At 32.5% G+C, this 25,029-nt stretch carries 24 protein-coding genes; 1 reads left to right on the forward strand and 23 read right to left on the reverse strand.

Features of this window, described 5'->3' with window-relative positions; all coding sequences use genetic code 11:
• Positions 1 to 42 precede the first annotated feature (42 nt).
• On the forward strand, positions 43 to 807 hold the full coding sequence (locus H560_RS0109380; protein WP_027379809.1) for an exodeoxyribonuclease III: 765 nt from the start codon (positions 43 to 45) through the stop codon (positions 805 to 807).
• Between the two features lie 55 nt (positions 808 to 862).
• Here the strand turns inward: H560_RS0109380 and H560_RS0109385 are convergent, their stop codons facing one another.
• The 23 genes from H560_RS0109385 to H560_RS21380 form a co-directional block, all read right to left on the reverse strand.
• The gene (locus H560_RS0109385; RefSeq protein ID WP_027379810.1) at positions 863 to 1,234 is read right to left on the reverse strand and encodes a septal ring lytic transglycosylase RlpA family protein; all 372 of its coding nucleotides are present in this window, start codon (positions 1,232 to 1,234) and stop codon (positions 863 to 865) included.
• A 394-nt stretch (positions 1,235 to 1,628) separates the two neighbouring features.
• The gene (locus tag H560_RS0109390; protein WP_027379811.1) at positions 1,629 to 2,363 is read right to left on the reverse strand and encodes a hypothetical protein; all 735 of its coding nucleotides are present in this window, start codon (positions 2,361 to 2,363) and stop codon (positions 1,629 to 1,631) included.
• 30 nt (positions 2,364 to 2,393) lie between these two features.
• Positions 2,394 to 3,164: a hypothetical protein gene (locus H560_RS0109395; RefSeq protein ID WP_027379812.1), complete on the reverse strand. Its 771-nt coding sequence runs from the start codon at positions 3,162 to 3,164 to the stop codon at positions 2,394 to 2,396.
• A 408-nt stretch (positions 3,165 to 3,572) separates the two neighbouring features.
• Complete coding sequence (rimO, locus tag H560_RS0109400) at positions 3,573 to 4,874, reverse strand: 30S ribosomal protein S12 methylthiotransferase RimO (RefSeq protein WP_027379813.1); 1,302 nt, start codon at positions 4,872 to 4,874, stop codon at positions 3,573 to 3,575.
• 94 nt (positions 4,875 to 4,968) lie between these two features.
• A complete protein-coding gene (gene rfbC, locus H560_RS0109405) occupies positions 4,969 to 5,514 on the reverse strand; it encodes a dTDP-4-dehydrorhamnose 3,5-epimerase (protein ID WP_027379814.1) in 546 nt (181 codons plus the stop codon).
• A 16-nt stretch (positions 5,515 to 5,530) separates the two neighbouring features.
• Positions 5,531 to 6,493, reverse strand: coding sequence for an MraY family glycosyltransferase (locus H560_RS0109410; RefSeq protein ID WP_027379815.1), 963 nt, complete (start codon positions 6,491 to 6,493; stop codon positions 5,531 to 5,533).
• A gap of 3 nt (positions 6,494 to 6,496) precedes the next feature.
• Complete coding sequence (locus H560_RS0109415) at positions 6,497 to 7,390, reverse strand: NAD-dependent epimerase/dehydratase family protein (protein ID WP_027379816.1); 894 nt, start codon at positions 7,388 to 7,390, stop codon at positions 6,497 to 6,499.
• The gene (locus H560_RS0109420; RefSeq protein WP_027379817.1) at positions 7,390 to 8,598 is read right to left on the reverse strand and encodes a glycosyltransferase family 4 protein; all 1,209 of its coding nucleotides are present in this window, start codon (positions 8,596 to 8,598) and stop codon (positions 7,390 to 7,392) included. The genes H560_RS0109415 and H560_RS0109420 overlap by 1 nt, the downstream gene beginning before the upstream one ends.
• Complete coding sequence (wecB, locus tag H560_RS0109425; protein WP_027379818.1) at positions 8,598 to 9,734, reverse strand: non-hydrolyzing UDP-N-acetylglucosamine 2-epimerase; 1,137 nt, start codon at positions 9,732 to 9,734, stop codon at positions 8,598 to 8,600. Before wecB ends, H560_RS0109420 begins: the two co-directional genes overlap by 1 nt.
• Positions 9,682 to 10,353, reverse strand: a complete 672-nt coding sequence (locus H560_RS23100; RefSeq protein WP_162143857.1) for an O-antigen ligase family protein — start codon at positions 10,351 to 10,353, stop codon at positions 9,682 to 9,684. Before H560_RS23100 ends, wecB begins: the two co-directional genes overlap by 53 nt.
• A gap of 592 nt (positions 10,354 to 10,945) precedes the next feature.
• On the reverse strand, positions 10,946 to 12,064 hold the full coding sequence (locus tag H560_RS0109435) for a polysaccharide biosynthesis C-terminal domain-containing protein (protein ID WP_027379820.1): 1,119 nt from the start codon (positions 12,062 to 12,064) through the stop codon (positions 10,946 to 10,948).
• Positions 12,064 to 12,489: a WxcM-like domain-containing protein gene (locus H560_RS0109440; protein WP_027379821.1), complete on the reverse strand. Its 426-nt coding sequence runs from the start codon at positions 12,487 to 12,489 to the stop codon at positions 12,064 to 12,066. The genes H560_RS0109435 and H560_RS0109440 overlap by 1 nt, the downstream gene beginning before the upstream one ends.
• A 10-nt stretch (positions 12,490 to 12,499) precedes the next feature.
• The gene (locus H560_RS0109445) at positions 12,500 to 13,534 is read right to left on the reverse strand and encodes a polysaccharide biosynthesis protein (protein WP_027379822.1); all 1,035 of its coding nucleotides are present in this window, start codon (positions 13,532 to 13,534) and stop codon (positions 12,500 to 12,502) included.
• A gap of 15 nt (positions 13,535 to 13,549) precedes the next feature.
• Positions 13,550 to 15,361: an asparagine synthase (glutamine-hydrolyzing) gene (gene asnB / locus H560_RS21375; protein ID WP_051289258.1), complete on the reverse strand. Its 1,812-nt coding sequence runs from the start codon at positions 15,359 to 15,361 to the stop codon at positions 13,550 to 13,552.
• A 3-nt stretch (positions 15,362 to 15,364) separates the two neighbouring features.
• Positions 15,365 to 16,135, reverse strand: a complete 771-nt coding sequence (locus H560_RS0109455) for an AglZ/HisF2 family acetamidino modification protein (RefSeq protein ID WP_027379823.1) — start codon at positions 16,133 to 16,135, stop codon at positions 15,365 to 15,367.
• On the reverse strand, positions 16,129 to 16,746 hold the full coding sequence (gene hisH / locus H560_RS0109460; protein WP_027379824.1) for an imidazole glycerol phosphate synthase subunit HisH: 618 nt from the start codon (positions 16,744 to 16,746) through the stop codon (positions 16,129 to 16,131). The genes H560_RS0109455 and hisH overlap by 7 nt, the downstream gene beginning before the upstream one ends.
• Before the next feature lies 1 nt (position 16,747).
• Positions 16,748 to 17,896, reverse strand: coding sequence for an N-acetyl sugar amidotransferase (locus H560_RS0109465; RefSeq protein WP_027379825.1), 1,149 nt, complete (start codon positions 17,894 to 17,896; stop codon positions 16,748 to 16,750).
• 120 nt (positions 17,897 to 18,016) lie between these two features.
• Entirely contained in the window at positions 18,017 to 19,453 is a 1,437-nt protein-coding gene (locus H560_RS0109470; protein WP_027379826.1) for a right-handed parallel beta-helix repeat-containing protein, read from the reverse strand.
• A gap of 69 nt (positions 19,454 to 19,522) precedes the next feature.
• Positions 19,523 to 20,728, reverse strand: a complete 1,206-nt coding sequence (locus H560_RS0109475) for a glycosyltransferase (RefSeq protein ID WP_027379827.1) — start codon at positions 20,726 to 20,728, stop codon at positions 19,523 to 19,525.
• A gap of 21 nt (positions 20,729 to 20,749) precedes the next feature.
• Complete coding sequence (locus tag H560_RS0109480) at positions 20,750 to 21,877, reverse strand: glycosyltransferase family 4 protein (RefSeq protein ID WP_027379828.1); 1,128 nt, start codon at positions 21,875 to 21,877, stop codon at positions 20,750 to 20,752.
• A complete protein-coding gene (locus H560_RS0109485) occupies positions 21,874 to 22,773 on the reverse strand; it encodes a hypothetical protein (RefSeq protein WP_155844987.1) in 900 nt (299 codons plus the stop codon). Before H560_RS0109485 ends, H560_RS0109480 begins: the two co-directional genes overlap by 4 nt.
• Positions 22,774 to 23,105: 332 nt before the next feature.
• On the reverse strand, positions 23,106 to 24,326 hold the full coding sequence (locus H560_RS0109490; RefSeq protein WP_027379830.1) for a lipopolysaccharide biosynthesis protein: 1,221 nt from the start codon (positions 24,324 to 24,326) through the stop codon (positions 23,106 to 23,108).
• On the reverse strand, positions 24,313 to 25,005 hold the full coding sequence (locus H560_RS21380; protein WP_051289260.1) for a CatB-related O-acetyltransferase: 693 nt from the start codon (positions 25,003 to 25,005) through the stop codon (positions 24,313 to 24,315). Before H560_RS21380 ends, H560_RS0109490 begins: the two co-directional genes overlap by 14 nt.
• Between the last annotated feature and the right edge of the window lie 24 nt (positions 25,006 to 25,029).

The raw sequence follows: 25,029 nt of genomic DNA on the forward strand, positions 1-25,029 counted from the left end.
TTTAGATTTTTTCCGCTTCTTTTTTATTAATATTTTTGACTTATGAAACTTATTACATACAACGTTAACGGCATCCGGGCCGCTTTCACGAAAGATTTTTTGGGCTGGCTGAAAACTGCCGATCCGGATATCATCTGCATTCAGGAAAGTAAAGCAGGAAATGATCAAATTGATATTGAAAGTCTTGAAAAGATGGGCTATTACAGCTATTGGCATTCTGCAGTAAGGAAAGGCTACAGTGGAGTCGGTATTGCTTCCAAAATAAAACCAAATCATGTAGAATTCGGTTGCGGTATTGAAAGTTATGACAATGAAGGAAGGATTATACGCGCAGATTTCGATGGTTTTTCCGCTATTTCTGTCTACGTTCCTTCGGCATCAAATATTGAGAGACTTGATTTCAAAATGCAGTTTTGCCATGATTTTTTAGAATACATCAAAAATCTGAAAAACGAAATACCTAATCTCATTATTTCCGGTGATTTTAACATCTGCCATCAGGCTATTGATATTCATGATCCGGTGCGTCTGAAAAATGTTTCCGGATTTCTTCCTATGGAAAGAGAATGGATGACTAATTTTATTAATGAATGTGAACTGATAGACAGCTTCAGGTTTTTTAATAATGAACCGGACAATTACACATGGTGGAGCTACAGGCAAAATTCAAGAGCAAAAAATAAAGGGTGGCGCTTGGATTATAACTTTACATCTTACGCACTCAAAGACAAGCTTACAAGAGCTGTTATTTTAAAGGAAGCCGTTCATTCCGACCATTGCCCTGCATTAGTAGAATTAGAAGTATAGATCAAAAGAAAAAGCCAACTTTAGCAGTTGGCTTTTTTTAATTTAAATCATAAAATTAATCGACAATTTCATATTCCACCGGAATTGTACCTCTATTGGTATCTCCGATTTCATCGAACGCAGCTTTAGACATGTCTAAAGATCTAGACGAATGGAAAGGGCCCCTATCATTTACTCTTACAATTACCTCTTTACCATTGTTCAGGTTTGTTACCTTAATGTTAGTTCCAAAAGGAAGCGTTCTGTTTGCAGCGGTAAACTTTGCGTTATCAAAGATCTCTCCGCTTGCAGTTTTTCTACCATTAAACTTATCGTGGTAGTACGATGCATAGCTTGTCTTTTTCGCATCTATGGCATTATTCTTGAACGAATAAATACCAAGTGTTGAAATCATCATTATGATTACAAGAATAAATCTCTTCATCACTTTGAACTTTTATTGGTTTGACAGGGCAAATGTATAAGTAATCATCTGACGAACCTATTCTGTTTGTTAACAAACGTTAACTAAAACCAAATATTGTCTTAAATTTTATCGTAACTTATTATAAATAGGATATTTATAACCTATTGTTAAAAAGTGTTAAAATAAGATGTTAAAAGTTAACAAATTTAACTAAAAACTATATTTTTTGAATTTTTAACATACTAACCTTTTTATTATCTATACGTTAAAATTATTTTAAGATAAATTAAAGACTAGATATTAGTTGGATTTTCATACCTTAAACTATTCTATAAAATAATTAATGCATTTCAAACTAAAATAAAAAAACCGATGAGAAATCTCACCGGTTTAATATATTAATTATAAAATTAAATTAATTGTTGGTTTTAGTATATTCCACCGTATAATTATAAATTCCTGCAGGATAAACTACAGACATACTAGGAGAACCTGTTATAAAAGAACCATCGGGTGCATAAGAATATACACTATTAGAATATACATTATTCGTTCCAGATTGATAAATTGTAATTCTATAAAGGCTTCCTGGAGCTGCAATTGCTGCTTGGTTTGAATATGCTGTTGGAGCTGTAGAAGTTCCATTAGTTGTAAATGTACCTCTCTTAGCATATACCTGATTACCATTAACTAAAGTGTTAGTAACTGTTTCAGCAGTAGTTACATTTACTCTCGGATTACCTCCTACCGGCTTCCAAATCCCATCAGTAACAGTAAAAGTACTTGATCCTGTTGGATTATCAAAGTAATAAAGACCACGAGCTAAATTTGGAGTTTGAGTTGTAATTGCTGGATCTGCAGTAGTTCCACCATCATTAGTATTATAAACAATCATACCGTTAAATCCTGTAGCAAAGGTTGAAGGATTAATGTTATCTGTTTTAAACCTAAATAATGAGAGATCAGTTTCAGGAAATACTAGACCTTTTGACTCAGATGCTGTCCAACCATTAGTTGCTGAATAAGGTGAAGCATCCATAAATGCATTTTCACCAACTATTGTTTCTTGAGGTACTGAAGGAATATTGATTTGTGCATTAACAGAAGCTGCTGACAAACCAACTATTAGGGATAATAAAATCTTTTTCATTTTAAATTCTTAATTAATTAATTAAATATATTATAAGTATCCACCTAGGGTTTGCCAAGTTGTTCCATCGCTAATAAAGATCATACCTTTACCTCCTTGCATAGCAGCAATATTTTGAGGTTTGAAAGCAGCCCCAGAAACAAAAGTTCTATTACCCCCAGTCTGGTTAGTAAGAGAAATTACCCTTCCTGGATTTGCCGTAGCATCCGGCAGAGAAATATTATTACTTGTTCCTGATAAGACAATACTATAATCATTTGCTTGCCAAGTAGCAGCTGTCAAGTCACCCACAACAGCGCGGGTTCTCATATACACTGCTCCTTGAGTTTCAAAGTTACCATTAATTATAGTTCTTGCTTTACCAGTAGTAAAAGTCAAGTTATTATTATTTTGGGTAACAACTCTTGTACCAGCTAATGTACCATCCTGACTATATATGCTAATGTCCGGACCAGAAGCACCACCACCTACTGCAACCCAAACAGCGTTTGGAGCATCATAGTAATAGAATCCAGTAGCAGTAACGTTTACTGTTTTACCAGCATTTGTACCATCTAAAGTGTTGACAAACGCAAGAGCACCGTTTTGAGGGGCGGTATAAGCTGCATCCTTAGCAGCTAATTGAGCTCTTGTCAATCGAGGGACCAATAGCGCGTCAGGTCTAGTAGCATCAGTAGTGTTTGCTACAACATCTAAAGTAGCCGCGGGAGTAGATGTGTTAATACCCACGCGTCCTTGCTGTGCCTGAGATAACGCCGCAAAGCCGACTAACATAGTCGCTGTTAATAAAATTTTTTTCATAAGTTTTTAAAGATTTTAAATTACATTTTTCATCAATGATATCTATATTCAAATGAGATATTCATCTCAACTTGTGCTCGCTAAATTTAAACTAAAAAATTTAAACCGATTACATTTTAATTTATTAGTTTGTATTTTTTTTTATAAATATCTAACACTCAATGAACAGAACTCATAATCTATTCATGTGGGCAAAGTTAATACTTATTATTTAAATTACATAATATAAAATTAAAAAAAAAAGGTAATCTATTTTACAATACAATTAAATTATTGAAAATCAGTCAATTATATTAAATGCTAAGATTAATTAATTTATGTTAATTTTTATTAACTTTTTAAAATGACTCATTTAAAGACAATTATTAGCTAATTTTATTAAACAAAATTCAATTAATTGGGAATAATTTAAATCAACTCTCCATAAAGGTCGAATTCTTCAGCAGAAGTTATTCTTACCTCAGCAAAGTCTCCGATAGATATATAGGTATCTTCTGCAGAAACTAGTACTGTATTATCTACATCCGGAGAATCGTATTCTGTTCTTCCAATAAAATAATTCCCTTCTTTTCTGTCAAAAATACATTTATATATATTACCAATTTTTCCCTGATTCTTTTCCCATGAAATTTGAGACTGCACCTCCATTATTTCTTCCACCCTTGCTTCTTTTACCTCCTGTGGAATGTCATCTTCCAAAACATAAGCTGAAGTATTTTCTTCATGAGAATAAGTAAAACAGCCCAGCCTGTCAAACTTCTGCTCCTTTACCCAGCTTTTTAATTCCTGAAATCTTTCTTCAGTTTCTCCCGGATAACCAACAATAAGAGTGGTTCTGATAGCCATGTCAGGAACTTTTTCTCTGAATTTCGCCAGCAGTGCATCTGTTTTCTCATGCGTAGTTCCTCTTTTCATTGATTTCAATAAATCTGAATTGATATGCTGAAGAGGAATATCTATATAATTACAGACCTTTGGCTCTTCACGGATTATATCCAAAACATCTTCCGGGAAACCGCTTGGAAAAGCATAATGCAGACGAATCCACTCTATTCCCTCCACTTTTACAAGTTCTTTTAAAAGATCCCCAAGTGCACGTTTTTTATATAAATCTAAACCGTAGTAAGTAAGGTCCTGTGCAATCAAAATCAATTCTTTTGTTCCCTTTTTGGCTAATTTTTGTGCTTCTAAAACCAGTTTTTCAATAGGGGTAGAAAGGTGACCGCCTCTCATTAAAGGAATGGCACAGAAAGAACAGGGTCTATCACAGCCTTCAGAAATTTTAAGATAAGCATAATGCTTCGGGGTGGTGGTAAGCCTCTCTCCTACAAGCTCGTGCTTGTAATCTGCACCCAGATGCTTTAATAAAATCGGAAGATCTCTGGTTCCGAAATACTGATCCACATCCGGAATTTCTCTTATCAAATCCGGCTTATATCTTTCCGAAAGACATCCAGTAACAAAAACTTTCTCTACTTCGCCTCTGTTTTTTGCCTCCACATAATCAAGAATAGTATTAATGGATTCTTCCTTTGCATTATCAATGAATCCGCAGGTATTGATTACCACAATATCTCCTTTATCTTCATGAACCACTTCTTTCCCATTGGCTTTCAACTGGCTCATCAAAACTTCAGAGTCATATACATTCTTGGAGCAGCCAAGCGTTACAACATTAATTTTCTTCTTACCTACAGATTTTGTGCGCATCTTTTTGATTTTGAGTTTGCAAAGATACAAAATATTGAAGAGTATGAATTAAAAAATAAAAACCACTTCAATAAAGTGATTTCCATTATAATAATTAAAAGTTCTTTTCTTTAAAGCTTGGCGCCGTCTGGTCTTTCTCAGAAAGAACGGCATCATTTTCAGTAATTTTCCAATCTATATTAAGATCTGGATCATTGTATTTTATGCTGCCCTCAGATTCTTTATTGTAAAAGTTATCACATTTATAAGCAAAAACAGCAGTATCACTCAAAACAGAAAAACCATGCCCGAAACCTCTCGGAACGTACAATTGTAATTTATTCTCTTCTGTAAGCTCTATCCCGAACCATTTTCCAAACGTAGGTGAATCTTCCCTAAGATCTACAGCTATATCCCAAACCTTTCCCTCAAGGCAAGAAACTAACTTTGCCTGTGCATGCTCACCTTTCTGCAGGTGAATACCTCTTAAAACACCATAAGATGATTTTGAGATATTATCCTGCACAAAATGGCCATTCATTCCGGTAAGCTCTTCAAATTTTTTTTCATTAAACTTTTCAAAAAAATAACCTCTGTCATCTTCAAAAATGGTAGGTTCTATGATGTAGCAGTCTTTTAAAGGGGTTTCTTTGATTTTCATATTTAAATTTAATCAATTATAAATTATATTTCTTTTTTAAGCTTAATTTTAAACCTAAATATATTCCGCCGAATGGAATAAAAATAATTAAAAGGCAAGCCCAAAGGGGAAATTGGAAATGTATTAAGAATATATTAATTATAAGCTGAGAAACAGCATAAACACTGCTGATTACTAAATGTGACACTTTTTTTTCATTAGCAAAAAGCTGATACAGGTGTCTTCTGTGTGCTTCGAAAATATTTTCTTTCAGAATTAATCTTTCAACAATGGTAAGAACGACTTCCATACCATAAATGGATAATAACAAAACGTATTTATATTCCTGAGTCTTCATAATCAGCAAGGTTATAAGTGCTATAACCCAAAAACCGATTCCCATACTTCCGACATCTCCTGCAAAGCATTTCGCCTTCTTTCTAAAGTTAAAAAAGAGAAATACAAGGCATGCTAAAATAGGATAAATAATAAAATTATCGTCAGTGAAAATTGTATTTTCGTTATTTATATAAAGTAATGATGCTAAGGTTACTAAACTGTAAATTCCTGTCATTCCGTTGATACCGTCCATAAAATTATAGGCATTTAAAGTCCCTATAATCATTACAAAGAAAATAGGCCATACCCAAAACGGCAACAAGCTGAACATCCCGGTAAAATACAACAAAAGTACTACAGAAATAAAATGAACGGAAATTCTTATTTTATTTGATAAATTCCTAATGTCATCAATAAAGCTTATAAAGCAAATAGCCAGCAGTCCCAATCCAAAAACCCAATAGCTATTAATAAATTGTTTAAGGTTTAATATACAAAAAATAATAAAAGCTACAGGAAAAATAATTCCGCCTCCACGCAGTGTTATCTGTGTGTGTGCACTTCTATGGTTGGGCTTATCAATAATATTATATTTATCTGCTATCTTGAAGTATATCAAAATAGCAATAAAAAGTAAAATAATAACTGCTAAAAATTCCATAAGCTAAAGTTGAAATTTTTCAATAACATTTGACGGTGAAAAACCTAATTCTTCTTTTATTTTACTATTTGAAAATGTAAGAGAATCCGTCATTTTCTTTAATCTAAGTGAATTTATAGGCGCTTTATTTCCCATTAAATCACCGATCTTAGCCAGTACTTTTGCTGCAAAAAGTGGAATACTTGCAGGAGACTTTTTTTGTAAAATTTGTGAAATCTTTTCTGAAATTTCTTTAAAATCCGGATTGTTATTATCACAAACATTGTAAATACCACCTTTACCTAAAACAGATAAAGCCACAATTTCTGCAAAATCTTCTACCCAAAATACACTTTTTTTTGCTTTTCCACCAGCAATATTAAAGTATTTCCCATTTTTTACAGCTTTAATCATATCACCCAGGTTTCCTGGAGGGTTAGGGCCTGCAATCAATGAAGGACGTAGGATAAATAATTTCACGCTGTTACGATTACACCATTCCTGAAGGAATTCTTCCGCCATAATTTTGCTCTTGGCATAAGAAGTATCTCCTTCTAAAGGAAATTGTTCAGTAATATTTTCACCATAATCTCTTCCATATACCGCTACTGTGCTTATGAATATAAATATCTGCGGAGAGTTTTTCTCTAATGCCGAACAAAGATTTTTCGTTCCTTCGAAATTTACATTAAAAAACTTTTTTTCTTCTTCTTCTGTTTTTGGAACGGAGTGGGCTTTTCCGGCAGCATGAAAGATAATATCAAATTTTTCTTCAAATAATGGAAATTCATTTGATATATCAAAGACATAATCTGCATGATGGGTACCAAAAGTTTTTACTTCAAAATTTTCTTTCTGAAGTAAAGGAATTACATTTTTTCCCAGAAACCCGTTTGCTCCTGTAAATAATATTTTCATCAAATAATGTTATAAAATTTATTCAAAATTATCTCCTCAGAAAAATCTTCTTCGGAAACAACTCGTGCATTGTGTTTTTTTATTTCCAGATCAGCAGCAGAACTTTCATCAAATGAATTAAAAAAATTCAAAAGCTCATTCTTCTGGCTGTGTGTAAAAGTATATCCGATATTTTTTTCCTTAATCAGCAGATCTACTTCACTATTTTCCTCACCAATATACAAAACCGGTTTTCCGGCTGCCAGAATATTATACGTCTTGGAAGGTACACCAAGCCCGAACATCCCTTTTGCCAGGCTTATGAAAGCCACATCTGCTTTATTTAATACGGAAAGCTGTTCTTCCCTTGAATAAGCGCCATCAAAATAAACATTTTTGAGATTATTTTTTTCAACATAATCTATCATTGTTTTTTTTACTGCGCCCTCACCTACAAAATAAAATGCCAGCTTATCATTGCTCACATCTTTTATAATTTCCAAAAGCTCCAAAAGGCCTTGTACACGACCAATATTTCCGGCGTATTGAAATATCGTTTTAGCTTTTAAGGGAGTTTCCTCCTTAAAAACACTATCTTTTGGAATGGGAAAGATGCCCTTAATATCACCCCAGTTTTCAATTATATATATTTTTGATTCATTACTATACTTCTTAATCTTATTTTTAATCACTTCATGCATATCCCGTCCCAGAACTATTAACTTATCCGCCTTTGAATAAGCTTTGTCAAAAATATTTTTAAGAATTTTATATACAAATGAATTTTGTGATTTTATTATCCCGGCTGGAATTGTATTTTCAGGAAATACATCATGTACCAGAATAATTAATTCAATTTTTTTTAAAGCTTTAAGAAGAGAAATCAGCAGCACTAAGGGAGCGGGGTTAGTAACAATAAAAACCTTCTCTCCTTTTTTAACATTTTTAAATAAATAAAAAAATATTGAAAAACTAAGAAAAACAAACCGTAGCAATCTGCTTATCAAGCTATTCTTGTCACCCTCAAACCCTTTGATTCTATGTACAAATATATTGGGGTTCAGGGTAAAATAATTACCCGCATTTGCTTTTTTGTCATATACAGGAGCTCCACAAACTACTTTTATATCATACTTTTCCGAAAGCCTGTTTGCAATTTTGGTAAGAATAAAAGATGTTGAAGTTTCTTCCGGATAAAATAATTCGGTTGCTATCCAAAGTTTTTCCATTATTTTTTGCTCCAAACTACTCTGTTAACATAATCCGTATAGCTCAAGATAATTCTCACCATTTTTTCAGATACATTCGGCATAGAATAATCTGAAACCGGTCTGTAGTTTCTTTCTTTTCCTGTTTTTTGCTGCTGAAGCTGAACCAGCCCCTGCAAAATTCTTTCTGGAGACAGCCCCACCATCATTACCGAAGCCTCTTCCATTGCTTCCGGTCTTTCGTGGGCATCCCGGATGTTTAATGCTCTGAAATTAAGGATTGAAGATTCTTCCGAAATAGTTCCCGAATCTGACAAAACAGCATAACTTCTCATCTGTAAAGCATTGTAATCATGAAAACCCAGAGGCTTTAGAAATTGAACTTCCGGTCTTACATTTACCTTCATTTTATCAATCATATTTCTTGTCCTTGGATGTGTAGACACAATAATCGGGAAACCAAATTTTTCCGCAATAGCGTTCAGACTTTCAATTAATCCATTAAAATTTTTCTCAGAATTAATATTTTCTTCTCTGTGTGATGAAACCACGAAATATTTTCCTTCTTCAAGATTCAATCTGGTTAAGACATCAGAACTTTCAATTTGAGGAAGATAATGTGTCAAAACTTCAAACATCGGAGAACCCGTTTTAATGATTCTGTCCGCGGGAAGCCCCTCTCTTAATAAGTATTCTCTGGCAATATCGGAATAAGTAAGATTAATATCTGCAGTATGATCTACGATTTTTCTGTTTGTTTCCTCAGGAACTCTCTGGTCGAAGCATCTGTTTCCTGCTTCCATGTGAAAAATAGGGATCTGTCTTTTTTTCGCCGGAATGGCACAAAGACAGGAGTTAGTATCTCCAAGTACTAAAAAAGCATCTGGTTTTAGTTCTTCCAGGAGCGGATCAATTTTAATTAAAATATTTCCTACGGTTTCAGTTGCTGTTTTTCCTGCTGCTTCAAGAAAATAGTCCGGTCTGCGCAATCCAAGATCTTCAAAGAAAATTTGGTTAAGCTCATAATCGTAATTCTGTCCGGTATGGACGATAATATGCTCTACAGCTTGAGAGGCATCCAAAGCCGATAATACTCTTGATAATCTAATGATTTCCGGCCGTGTGCCCACGACTGTCATTACTTTTAATTTCTTCATTTGTAAAATTTATATATCCTAAACCTATTACTACAGCTCCAAAATACCAGCATTCAAATGATGAGTAAATATTTCCGGAAGTCTGTGATAAAATAAAATACTGCAGAAAGAAAAATATGATAACTCCACTTTCTTTATACTTATCAATATGTTTTAAAACCTTAATAAAACTTTGCGCTACAAATTTATAATAATTTATAAACAGAGCCATACCCAACATACCAGTCGACATTAAAACTTCTACAAATATATTGTGCGGATACATTCCATCCTCAAATAAAGCCTTACCTCCCGTTATTGGATGATTGATAAAGATTTCTATTCCTTTATTTAAATAAAAGGACCTTCCGGAAGCATTTCTTTCAAATATAGCAGCGTTTATCCTTTCAAAAAAAATAAATTTGTTTCCGAAGCCCGTCTGATACATTACAAAAAGTAAAATCAGAGAAACAATAATCATTATGCTAAAAAATATCCAGTACTTTTTTTTATTAATTAAAATCAAAAAAATAAACAGGATGACTAAAAGTGCCAAAACAGGACTTCTTGCAGCAGAAACATAGATTGGGAATAAACCCAGTAATATTCCTAGTATCCAATAATATTTTTTAATTTTCAAAATGAAAATGCCATACAAAGACATAATAACCAAACTTAACCCTAAATGACCAACTGTAATATAATATAGTCTGAAAATCCCACCTCTGCCATTGCTTTGATAATCTTCAAATATAAAATTGGTGTGCAAAAAATTTATTCCAAGAAGTATCAGCAAAAACCAGAAAATACAGTTGAAAAATTTCTTAAAATCAATTTTTTCATATTGTAAGCTTAAAAGCGCAATAACCGGAACAAAAGTTACAATAACCCCATAATAATAAACAGAACTCCTCAGGGCATGAAAAGCTTCTTCAGATAAAGAAAAACTTGAAAAAGTAAGATTTAATTTAAAGAAATAAAATAAAAAAAACAGGATAAAAGTAAGTATTACGGCTTTTCTTCTTTTAATAATTTCAAAATTCCTTACGATAAAATAAATTGATCCCAAAAATAGGGATCCTCTGATAAATACATTAATTAACCTTGGAATAGTAGTATAATTATAAGGATCAATATAAGCCAAAATATATCCAAATAAGACAGCCATCAAAAAGTAAACTTCCTGATCTTTGATAATTAATTTTTTTATATGGCTTACTTGTTCCATTCACCTATACTTCCAGAAAATACGTATCTGCATCTTCAGGGTTAAAAGGTTCATTAATCCAGAAAATAGTGTACAATTCCTCTTCTCCGATATTTTTAATATTATGCGTGTACCAGATGGGCATGTCTACATATGCCGGCTCACTGCCATCCAGATAAAAATCCAAGACTTCGTCCGTATCTGTTTTTCTTAACTGTATTAATGCTTTTCCTTTAATAACAGCAAATCTTTCTATTTTTCTTGTGTGAAAGTGATTCCCTCTGGTAATTCCCGGAACCGTAGTGGAAAACGAGCATTGGCCGCCGATTCCCAGCCTTATCACCTCCACAAAGGCTCCTCTGGGATCAGTATGCTGTGTAAATTTAACCGGATAGTGATTTTTAATATCAAAATAACAACGGAATGTATTAAAAAGATTTAAATCAAATTTATTTTCCAAAACAGGAATTTCTCCGTTATCAAAATATAACGTTTTATAATTTTCCAGCTTTTGAAGAACCTCAGAAACTTTATTTACCGATGTATGCGGAACTTCGTATAATTTTTTTGTTTCTCCGGATTCTATTTCATGAATAATTTCCTGAACCAGCTCACCCACATAGATCAGCTTTACTTCCCCGTCGTTATCAATCACAGGATTTTCACCATGAGTAAGCTTATAGGAAAAAGTTGCAATGAAAGAATTATAATTTGGTTTCCCAAACGGCCCGAAAACATTGGGAATAACCATTCCGGTAAATTTTCCGCCTGCTTTTTCTGCCCATCCGGCTAAAAGCTCTCTTCCTTCTTTCTTTGATTTTCCGTACAGGTTGTCCTTTTCTTCCTGAGAAGATGATGAAAAAAGAACATGAGCCTTAGAATTTGTTTTTTCTAAAGCTGAAACCAGTTTGCTGACAAGCTCGACATTGTTATTATAAATAACTTCCGGATCCGGATGGCGGTTCATTGCTGCAAGATGTACGATCACATCACACTGTGCCACGAAATTCTCAAGCTTTTCCTGATCATCAAAAAATTCCTTTTCAAAATGAATTCTTTCAAATTTTTCAGGCTGAAGACCTAAAGTATTATATAAATGTGAACCGACAAAACCATTTTGACCGGTAACTCCAACTTTTTTTATCATATTAAATTTTCAAAATAGTCTATTGGAAAACGATAATCATCTGTAATTTCTCCCAAAGCATAATCTGCCATCACCAATAATTTTGATTTTTCTTCAATTGCCTGAATAGCAGTCGCATATCCACTAGGGACATGAAAAACGTTTAAAGTGTCAGAATTTAATTCAAATTTTAAAATTTCTGAATTTTTAGCAGGTTTTTCCCAATCATCAATTTTTATGAGCCTGATGGTAAATTTACCCATTAGTGCAGAAAACCATCTTTGCTCAATTTTATGCCCCGTCCAGCCTCTTACATAGTTTATATCTAAATTTTCTATGCAGTAGATTCTTTTAATTCCCGAAGCATTAAAATCATTATTAAAAAAAAGATTCCCTCTTTCATCGGAATATTTTCTCCCTTCAATAATTGTAGGCGTTTTCATAGGAATTGATTTAATCAGGATACTGCATAATATCTTCTCCCAACACTTCCTTTCTGATCAAAGGAAGCTTCATTAAAAGCTCTTTCATACCTTCTACACCCTGCTGTTCTGTATTATGAGAATGATAATCTTCAATTTTAGAGATGTCCTTAATCCCTTCAGAAAAATACTGAGCATAGTTTAGATCCCTGTTATCTGCAGGGATTCTGTAGAAATCACCCATATCTTCTGCCTTTATCATTTCTTCCCGGGTGCACAAAGTTTCGTATAATTTCTCGCCGTGTCTGGTTCCTATTATTTTTACAGGATTATCGGCTTTGAACAATTCTTTCAGAGCCTGAGCCAGATCTCCGATCGTACCAGCCGGGGCCTTATTCACAAATAAATCTCCCGGATTTCCGTGTTCAAAAGCAAATAAAACCAAATCAACAGCTTCTTCCAGAGACATTAAAAATCGCGTCATACCTGGATCCGTAATGGTAATTGGATCACCATTTTTGATCTGTTTTACAAAAAGCGGAATTACAGAACCCCTCGAGGCCATTACATTTCCATATCTGGTAAGGCAAACTACTGTTTCGTTTAAATTTCTGGAAGCAGCCACGGCTACTTTTTCCATCATGGCTTTGGAAATACCCATTGCATTGATGGGATATGCTGCTTTATCTGTGCTTAAACAAATAACTTTTTTTACATTGTTTCGGGAAGCGGCATCTATTACATTCTGCGTTCCTTCTACATTCGTCTTTACTGCCTGCATCGGGAAAAATTCACAGGAAGGTACCTGTTTCAGCGCTGCTGCATGAAAGACATAATCTACACCTCTCATTGCCGGCTCTATGCTGTTGTAATCTCTTACATCTCCGATATAGAATTTCAGTTTATCATTCTTAAACTGATTTCTCATATCATCCTGTTTTTTTTCGTCACGTGAAAATATCCGGATTTCTTTGAAGTGATCGGTATTTATAAACTTTCTGAGAACAGCAGTTCCGAAAGAACCTGTTCCGCCAGTAATAAGAAGTGTTTTATTTTTAATCTGCATTATGTGTTTTTGATATTATAGTTTCATGTTATAAAGCTTTTCCCAGACTGCAATGTTGTATAGGCGCCATTCCAGATCCCGATCGTCTATAAAGGTATATTTCTTTTTTGAAATTTCCTGTATTATTTTTGAATTATTAATGGTTTCAAGAATTTTTTCTGATCTTGGCCACCAGTTATCAACAGGTGCATTAAAACCTATTTTTGTTCTATTATAAGTAATCTCATCAGGTAAATATTTTTCAAGATTTCTTCTTAATAAATATTTAGACCAGCCCTTTTTAATTTTATAATGATTATTAATGGAAAGACATGTTTCTACAAAATTATAATCCAAATAAGGGAGCCTTGATTCAACAGAATAGCTCATAGAGTTTTTATCCTCCCATTTTAAAAGCTCGGGCAATTGACAGCAAAAAATTTCATTTTTTTGCAGATCAAATATTTTTTTGTAAGATTTGGTAAGTTTTTTTGTATGTGAAAAATCAATTGAATCAAAATATTTGTTTTTTAAAATCTTCCCTCTTTTTTTGAGCCAGAATTTTCTAATAGAAAAATTCGAAAAATAATAATATAGCTTTATACCTTGCAGGACAGAAATATTATAATGGCTTCTGACATTGCTTAAAAATCTCATATTACTAAGAAAACTGTGATTTCTAAGATATGCCGCTGTATATCTGTTGTAACCTAATAAAATTTCATCTGCTCCCTGACCGTCCAGCATAACCTTAATTCCCAATTTATGCGTTTCTTTCATAAGAAACTTTTGCATATAGATTGCAATTCCCCCAAAAGGTTCTTCATGTTTAAAAATTACCTCTTCAAATGTATCTTTAAATTCATCTTGTTTAGGCATAATAATATCATGATTTACACCCAAAACTTTTGTAGTAATTGCCGCTAAACAGCTTTCATCAATACTTTTGTCTACCGATCCTACTGTAATAGCTGTAAATTTATCCACATCAGTGCCTGATTCTTTCAAAAATTTTGAAGCAACCGATACTACATATGAACTATCCGTGCCGCCGCTCAAAGCCGAACCAATCTTTACATCTGATCTAAGTCTTAGCTTTATTGAATTTTCGAATTCTTCTTCAAAAAGGCTAATGGACTCTTCCAGGCTTAGTTTATTGATATCTTCCCTAAAGCTGATATCGTAATATTTATAAATAGTAAACTCGTGGTTATTAAGGTCATATACAAGATTATGAGAGCCCGGAAGTTTTAAAATATTTTCAAAAAAAGTTTCGTTTGTCTGATCTGAGATATTGATAATTAAATACTGGAGAAGTACCTGGAGATTTACTTTTTCAATTTTTTCTATTTCTAGAATTGGTTTTATTTCTGAGGCAAAAATAAATTTGTCTTTATCTGTATAATAATAAAAAGGCTTAATCCCAAATCTGTCTCGTGAGCAAAAAAGTTTGTTCTTTTGTTTATCAAAAATAGCAAAAGACCACATTCCATTAAATTTAGAAACACAGTCTTCTCCCCAAAAATCGTAAGCAGCCAGCAAAATTTCTGTATCAGAAGTGGTGGCAAAAGAATATCCGTTTTGTCCCAGTTCCTCTCTTATCTCAACATAATTGTAGATAGCACCATTAAATATCAATACATGCTTATCTTTCCAAAAAAAAGGTTGATTGGCCGATGCACTGATATCTATAATTGATAAACGTCTGTGGCCAAGCCCTAAATTCTTGTGTACATAAAAACCTTCTGCGTCGGGACCTCTGTGTGACATTTTATCTGTCATACTTTTTAAAGTCTGAGCTTCTACTAAAGCCGAACTTTTATATATTAAACCTGCAATCCCGCACATGAACTAAAAATACTGCTTAATAAGATTTTCTTTATCTGAAAAATTGGGATAGTTTATCAAAACTGCTTTTAATTTTCCTTTATATACAAATAAACTTCCTGCTGCAGCACCTATTATTCCGAATTTGTTTATGAGTTCTCCTATGTCTTCTATTTTACCGGCTCCTCCAATTGCTGTAAGAGGTAAAGTAGTTTCTTTTCTTGCTGCTTCGATCAGCTTGATGTCATACCCCTTCATTTCACCATCTTTATCAATGGAATTTACAACAATTTCTCCAGCACCAAAATCTTCAAACTTTTTGATAAGTTCGAGAGGTGATTTTCCAGTTGCTTTCTTACCATTATGAGTGTAAACTTCATAGCCTCCGAATAGCTTTTTCTTCACATCCAGAACCACTACAACACTCTGGCTGCCTACTTTCTCGGATATTTCCCTTATGAGATCAGGATTATTTATAGCTCCTGCACTGAATGCTATTTTTTCTACACCCAGAGCAAATATTCTTTGTGCCTGCTCTACAGTAGTAACCCCTCCTCCGTAACAGAGCGGCATTCTGCATTCTTCAGCCCAGTGTTCAATCATCTGAAAATCTGGGCCTCTACCTTCAGCAGTAGCATCAATATCCAGAATAATAAGCTCATCCACTTCTTTTTCATTAAAAATCCTTACTGCATTCATGGGATCACCCAAATATCTTGGATTTTTGAAATGTTCGGTTTTTACTAATCCTTTATCGTGAACTAAAAGGCAGGGTATAATTCTAGGTCTTAACATCTTTCAGCGAAGTTCTTTAATAGTTGGATTCCAAAATGGTGGCTTTTTTCAGGATGAAATTGTGCACCAAAAATATTTTCGTGGTTTACTGCGCTTGTAAAATTTATCCCATAATTAGTTTCAGCAATAGAATCCTGCTGATTACTGCATTTGAAATAATAGCTGTGTAAAAAATAATATCTAGGGCTTTTTTCTAAATCTTTTAGAAGCGGAGTATCCTTTACAATTTCAATATCATTCCATCCCATGTGGGGTAAAGGCAGCTTTGTAGAAACCTGTGATGCATCAAATTTGTGGACATGCGCATCTATCCAGCCCAATCCGGGAAGACTGCCTTCATCACTTCCTTTAGCCATCATCTGCATTCCTACACAAACTCCCACTACCGGAACTTTATGTTTCAAAACAAGATCATTCACTTTATCCGACATTCCGGATTCATTAAATCTTTGCATTGCATAATCGAAATGCCCTACTCCAGGAAGGATAAGTTTGGTAGCATTTTCAAGGTCTGCAGCAGTTTTTGCTGTGGTAGCAGGAATATTAAGCTGTTTATAAATATTTAAGAAAGCATTGATGTTTCCTACTCCGTAATCTATAATAGTAACCATATTATTTAAATGCTCTTTTTTCTAATCCGAGAATCTGCATGATTTTGGTTCCGAGCTGTATCAGCTTATAATTGTTTTTATAATCGCGGAATGTTTTATTTGGCCCGTTGAAATATTCCCAAAGTTCATCTACAGTAAAACCTAATTTCTTGGCTACATACTCAAATTCTTTCATTAATTCATCTTCAGGAAGCTCAGGTCTTGATACCCTGTCTAACGCCTGCTCTCTGGTCATTTGCCCTGTAAGCACAAGACTGGAAAGGTGGTTCTTTCTTTTATCAAACCCAAATTTTCTTGGCAGCCAGAAAGCTTCATAGAATCTTGTAAATCTTGATTCATGATGCTTGTGCTGATATCTTTGCCATCCAAATTTTTGCTCTAAAAGATCTTCAGCTTCTTTTTTGATAAATCTTACATGGTCTAAAGGTTTTACTACCCTTACTCCGTTTATTAATCTATATTGAATTTTATATTTGAAAATATCACATCTTGGGAAGGTTTTCAATTTTCTCTCACCAAATTTTTTATGAATATCATTTACATATTTCATATCTGTCTGGTAGTATGCTCCCCAATGAAGTGGCTCGCGAACACATTCTGTAGAGAAATTTCCTCCTGTTAATATATATTTAATCCCGTTTTTTGCACAATAATTATAAAGGGAGGAGAAAAATACCAAATCCTGAGGCGTATCAATATCAGGAACCTGTGATTTGATAAAAGCTCTCTGAAGATCTTTCATTTCTTCCCAGTTAATTACATCTGTGTAAAGATCTAAGCCTAAGCCATCTACAAGATTTTTAATATTATTAGTAGAGACGTCGGAGTTCCACCCTGCATCTACATGATACAGCATTGGCCTTAGCCCCCATTTTTCTACTGCAAGATACACTAGATATGAGCTGTCAAGCCCTCCGGAAATTCCTATGATACAGTCATAATCTTTTCCTTTACCTTCAGCTTTTATTTTATCAATGACTTTTTGAATCTCTTTCTCGCCCTGCTCATTAGGATGCCAGTTCGGCAAAATATTATTGTAATAGTTGCCACAATAGTCGCACACTCCCTTGTCGTCGAATATTATGGTCTCGTCTGTGGTATCCATGATACAATTAACACAGATTTGAACAGGTTTTTTCGAATTATCCATCTTTGAATTTTAGTTTTGCTAATATACAAAAGTTAAACCACACGTTTTGTTGTTTATTTATTTTTTGAGATCACTATATTCATTCTTTTTATTTCCTGATTTTTGCTTTTTTTGAATAAATTATTTTATGATCTTATTTTTTTGAATAAAATTTTTACCTGAAGTTTCTTGTCTGAAATGAACAAGTTCATTTTGGTTTTTTATATTGCCAATAATTTCATTATTTTCAACAATATTATTATTCATTTTATTACCCTGATACTTTTGAGACAAATCTCTTCCGGTAGCCTCGAAATAGAGAATATCCTTATTTGAATAAAATTTATTATTGGTAACAGTAAAATTATTTCCCGTATCTATATTTTTATACTTATCATTACGTAATTGCTCTTTAATCCTTGGTAATGAGGTGTTTTCAAAATACCCTTTGATAACTACTTCTCCGATATTTTTAAAAATGTTGCCTGATATTTTCACATCGTTCATATTTAAAAAATAAGCACCGGACTTTTTAACATTTTGAAGTGTGTTATTCAGAAAGCTTGATCCGAAACTGTAATCACTTACTATTCCGTACATTTCAGAACCATCTATGAGGTTATCTGAGACGATCGTTCCCGGGGAAAGGCTTACGGATATTCCCCCCTGGCTTAATGTTTCTGTTCTGTCTGAGTTTCTTAAAGCGTTATATATTTTATTGCCTGCAATTTTAGCATTATTAGAAGTCATTAAATAGATCCCCATACCTTTTACAGTTTTGGCTGTACCTACTTCACCAATATTCCGTATTTCATTATCCAGTATCTGAGTACCGTTCATGGTATTACCCACTACGTCGGACTCATAGCTTACAATTCCGTATGCAATACAATTAGATATTTTATTATTCCTTATAATATTATTGTTTCCATGTCCAATAAAACCGATTCCTACTTTCAAAATATCATTTCCAAGTATCGTATTATCCTCTATCACATTGCTATTATGCTCATAATTCTTACCGGAATATCCCATCATTATTGCAGATTCGTCTCCGTCTTTCGAAATATTGAACACGTGGTTAATAAACTTATTGCCTTTAACTGATGTATTACTACAACCTTTTTTCGAAGATGGGTAAATGAGTATACCATTTCCACCAATTGCGTCGAAAGTATTATTTATAATATTACAATTATCTACACCGTATAATAATAGTCCATAACCGGTGTAAAAGTCAGCAGCACTTTTACCAATTCCTTTTAAATAGGCATTTTTTAAGGTAAAATTATCATGATTAATTAAAAATCCTGTATTTTTATTATTAGTAAAGTTTATAGTGCTTCCTTTTTCAAAGGAAATATAAGTATGTGGTCTTGATGTATTCAATACATTATTAACAGAATAGCTGGCTTTTTTCACCGTGATTTTTAAAACTTTTCCTCCCTTTTGATTTAATGCGTTTTGAAATGTTTTCGTATCATCATTTGATTTTTCAATCGTAACATATAGTGTATCTTTAGACTGTGCGAGAGAAAAAACAGATAGGAAAATTGTTATTATAAGGATACTTTTCATTGTTGAACTTTATATTTTTTTTAGTTAAATAACTACGATTTAACTATTTGTAAGCAAAAGTAAAAATTATTAATTAAGCAATTCTTTGTATAATTGTATATAATTTCTGAATGCATTCTTTTTATCAAAAAGATTTAATACTCTTGTTCTACAGTTTTCCGAATAAAAAGATTTTGTATTTCTTTTGATCTCGTTGATAGCTTGCATCAGCTTTTCAATATTTCCTTTTTCTACAATTATTCCCGTAGATTTATCTAGTGCTTCAGGAGATCCTCCGGTTTCAAAGGTAATTACAGGTGTGCCACAAGATTGGGCTTCCAGGTTGGTGGTAGGAAATGTATCTTCCAGGGTTGGGTTTACAAAAACGTCTGCTGCAGAATAGAGTGCTGCAAGCTCCTCAACGTTTTTAGTACGCTCAAGTCCTATTATATTTTGGGGCAGGTTGTCAATTTGTTTTTTAGTAAGTCCTACAAGTAAAATTTTATAATCTTCCGGTAGTTTTTCTGATAATTCTATAAAATATTTTAGCCCTTTTCTTTTATCCCAGGGGTTGGCAACGCCTAAAATTAAAAATTTACTCTCGATAGAATAATCTTTTTTAATTGTATTATTTTTATAGCTGAACTGATAAATATCTATTCCGTTATGGATTGTTCTGACATCATAATTTTTAAGAAAGGATTTTTTAACCTCTCCCTGCAGCCAGTTGGACACAGGAACAATTGTCATTTTATCTAATGAAGTAAATATTTTCTTCTTGTCTATATAATTTTTTCTTGAGTTATCTATATATAATGATTGGGGATATTCTGCTAATTGGGGACATTCGAAACATTGGGTCTGCCATTTATTGCATCCTACCAGATCATAATAAGCACAATGCCCTGTGAAAGACCAGCAATCATGGAACGTCCACACCACTTTGGCTCTAGAATTTGCTAAAAAATTAAATAATAGTTCAATATTAATGTAATAACCATGCAGATGCTGTAAATGGATAATATCAGGATCAATTTCCTTGATTTTCTCAATAAGTAGTGTAGTGCTCTTTTTAGATCCATACCCATGTCTGTCCGTAAGTCTCGTATATAAAACATGTTTGATTACATCCATTTTATTTCCGATAGGAAAAGCAATGGATTTGCTTGGCAAATTTTCTCTTCCGTATGCAATATAGCTCTCCCATCCTTCATTTATAATATTTTCGCCTATCTGCTCAGCTATTCTTCCGACAGAGCCTATATTAACTTCACTGCTTATTTGTAATACTTTCATTGTGTTTTATATTAATCAGTTCTATACCGGAGTTTGCGAAATAATTTTAAATCTTTCCGCCATCTTGCTTACATTAAAGGTCTTCTGCACAGTGATTCGGGCATTCTTTCCAATTTCTTTTACAAAACTTTTGTTATTAACAGAGAAAATTACTTTTTCTATCAAATCATCATAGTTGTCTTTCTGATATGTTAAAGAATTATGTTCATTAATAAGCGCACTGAATTCCGGGCCATGATATCTTTCATCATCATGCGTAATCACAGGTAAACCATATCCGAAAGCATGTAAAATACTTAATCCTATAGCTGCAGGATGAACCATCAGAGAGGCTGTAAGGAACCATGGAGCAAGCTTTTCTTCATCATATATTTCTCCTAAGAAGAATACATTATTTTCAAGACGCTTTTCATGAACAATTCTTTCCAAATCCTGCCTTTGATCTCCGTCTCCGATAATGTACCATTTTATCTCCGTTTTTATTTCAAGGATTTTTTGAAAACGGATTAAAAGTTTATCTAATTCATTTTTCTGGATAAGTCTTGTACATGAAATAATGATTTCATTGTCTATACACTTTTCTTTCTGCCAGATTTGTAGTTTTTCTGTAGACCATTTTGTTATTATTCTTTCTATCTTTTCCTGATCAAGGCCATTATTCATTCCTATACACACTCCTTTAAAGCCTTCTTTTTTAAAGACTCCAGCTTCTTTATCATTATAAGCAAAGACCCTTTTAAATTTTTTCGTCCAATTTAATCGGATATTTTCTGTGAAAGAATTTGCTTTGTAAGAGTGTATCATACTCCACAAAACTACCTTATTGGGTTTAAATAACTTAAAGATATTGGCAAGAACATAATGTGATATATAACGCGGATTTCCGTCTATGAAAACAGTATCATATTTATTTAAAATCTTAAAAAACGGTAAAAGCTGTATATTGGCCTTTTCATTAAAAAAATCAATAAATTTAACGACCACTACATTATCCGGATATTTCTGATGAATTGTTTTAAGCTTTGTATTTGGAATATTGCTCTGGCAATAAATAGTGACCTGTATATCCCTATCTGCCAGAATCTTATCGTAAAAACCCTCCCTGTAAGATGGTATTACGTTGGTTACAATTGCAATTTTTTTCATCATGAAGATTTGTATAAATATAAATAAATATTTAAAAAAAGAAAACCTCCACTTAGTAAACTTGTAAATAAACCAACATTAAGTATGATAAAAGCAAATGAAATAAAAACAAGCCCTACCAATGTTGCATTTTTATTATCCAGTAAAGATTTTGTATACAGCAAATAAATCCCAAAAATAAATGAAATAATGATCACTCCCACCATTCCCAAACTCGCAATACCATCTGTTGCAAGGAAATTTGCATTGGCATTGTTATCCGATTCAAAAAAATAGGAACTCACTACGAACCCTAAATCCTGATCATAGGGATAATTACCCGTAATAAAATTTACAATATTTATATGTGAGTAATAAGTATATGGATTTTCTTTAAAAAATTCATTATACTGATACGTGAGCAATCCTGCAATTCCAAATGTTCTCATTAATATCACTGCGGAAATCATAAAATACTGCATAGGAAGATAATAAGCCACTACACAGACCGAAGAAAAAACTATTGTTAATGCTTTAAAAATATCTTTTCCTCTACTTTTTATATAATACAAAAACATTAGCAAAAAAGGTATAAATAAAGCAATTTTACTTGCATTTATTCCATATACAAAAATTACAGAGAGTGTTCCGAATATAACAATCTTTTTATTTTTATTCACAAGCCCGATCGCAACTAACAGTGGTCCCACAAAATAGGTAAGCCAAAGTGTAAAATACCCTCCAATAACAGAAGCACCTGAACCCTTTTCTCTCTGTGTATACACATCTTCAAATGATACGAAACTATATGTAGAACGGAATTCTGCAAATAAGACCACTACAATAAATATAGTAAAAGCGTATAGTATCTCCCGCCTTGGAGGTTTAAGATTTAGCTTTCTTATTTTAATTCTTTTCATTCCCGCTATTTTAAACATGATCAAAAAAGCGAGTAAAAAGGGCAGCTGATTAATAAATATTTTCCATTCTGTACCATAATGATTTAAAAACGTTATCATTATAGGAACATACAATAGCAGATAAAAAATTGTATATAGAACTTCTAAAAAAAATACATTTTCCAAGTCTTTTTTTACCCCGAGGGGTATGCAAATAAATATAAATGTCTGAATAAATGATACCGCACTAAATCCTTCACTCATATAACCAGAATACCAAAAAATATCATACAAAAAATTAATATGTATGAACTGATAAATTAATGAATAAATAATAATATAAATTATATTCTTCATTTTTCTGTTTTTAGTATTTGATAAAATTTATAGCAAGAAAAAAAGCTCACTAAAATTAAGGTGAATGACAAAATATTTACAAAAATTTCAAATTGTATTTTAAAAATAAATGCAATAATATAAACCAGTAAAGTAGATACAAGCTGCAAAATATTTTGTGACAAAAGAATCTTATTCTTTTTAAAAACAAGAGCTAAATTACTAAATGGTTGAAAAAATAACTGGCTGATTGCAAAAGGAACAAGAAAAATAGCAATAGGCAATACTCCCTGCCATTTACTCATATCTATTACCAAAGGAATATATTTGATAACCAAAATAAGAATGGGAAAACAGAAAATGGTAAGTAAAGTAAGTATTAAAAAAAGCCTTTTAGTCTGCGCCTTTATTCCTTCTAAATTATTTTCGAAATAAAGTTTTGCAATTTGTGTTCTGTATATTGATGAAGCTACCGAACCTATGACAATAGATGGTAACATGAGTATCCTTAATGAAAATGAAAACAATCCCACATTATTTTTATCAAAAAGATATCCTATAAAAATAGGATTACAGTAAGCAAGTAATATATTGGCAATCGAACTTGGAAGTACATATTTCGGAAAATCCAAATGTTCAATAAATAACTTCTTATAAAAACTTATTTTTTTAAAGAAAATATCATATCCATTCTTTTGGACACAAATAATATAAATTATTAATAAGATAATATTTGAAATAATATAAGAAGAAAGTATAACTTCTCCATTGTTCTTTGTTAAAAACAATAAAATGCCTAAATTAAGAATAGCAAATAACAAAGGGGTAAACCCGTTTAAAAAATGTTGTTCCTTATAGACTAAAAACTGTTGAAAACAGGCATTAATAGAAACTGTACCAGACAATAACAAAATATAAAGAAAGAAAATATTAAATTGATAAAATGTAGTAAAAAGACCAATAAATGAAAATATCAGATTAAAAATCAAACTTACAAGTATGGTAAGATTACTCTTATCAATTGCATCTCTTGAATTTTTAGATAAAGGAATAGACAACTCATACTTTAATGTTGCAAAAGAACCGATAATAGAGCCTATTGAAAAATAATAACTAAACTGGCCGAATGCTTCGGGAGTAAATTTTTTAATAATATAAAAAGTAGTAATAATTGTTACAACCTGAGCTAAACCACTTCCTGCATAAAAATATAACGATTTTGAATTATACAATTTCATGCTTGAAAAATTTCTTATTCTTAATTATTTCTTCTTTATCCCAAAGCCACCATTTCGATTCTTCAAGTTTCTCTATTGTCTGTTGATCAAATCTTTTTCTTAAGAGTTTTGCAGGATTTCCTGCAACAATAGAATAAGCTTCCACATCTTTCGTAATAACAGAACCGGCTCCTATAATAGCCCCTCTCCCTATCTTTACTCCTGACAATATTACAGAATTAGATCCTATCCATACATCATCTTCAATAATAATAGGTCCCTTCGATATTTTTTCATTTTCTAAAGGTTCTCCAATTATATTTGAGTTAATATTATAAGTGGTAACCATATTATAATTATGATAAAATTCCTGAATTACAACACTTGATGCAATGGAACAGTAAGCACCAATTACAACATCCGAAATCTCTCCGCAAATCCTTGTTGCAGGACCGTTTATACTTGTATATTTTCCTATTTTTACTTTTCCGAAAATTTCTGGTTTATTAAACAATCGTACACCATTACTAAAACTAATGCCTGTACCCAGAATGGCATCTCTAAGCTCAATATCTTTAAATTTATTTTTAATCAAATAAAAAAATACATTATGAGACATGCTAACATTAAAGTTGCACTTTACATTTTTGAAAATATTTAAAATAAATGCAAAAAATAAGTTAGCAATTGCTCTTTTCATAATATAAATTATATTGAAACTTCT

Source organism: Chryseobacterium daeguense DSM 19388 (genome assembly GCF_000430825.1).
In the GTDB taxonomy this organism is placed as follows: domain Bacteria; phylum Bacteroidota; class Bacteroidia; order Flavobacteriales; family Weeksellaceae; genus Chryseobacterium; species Chryseobacterium daeguense.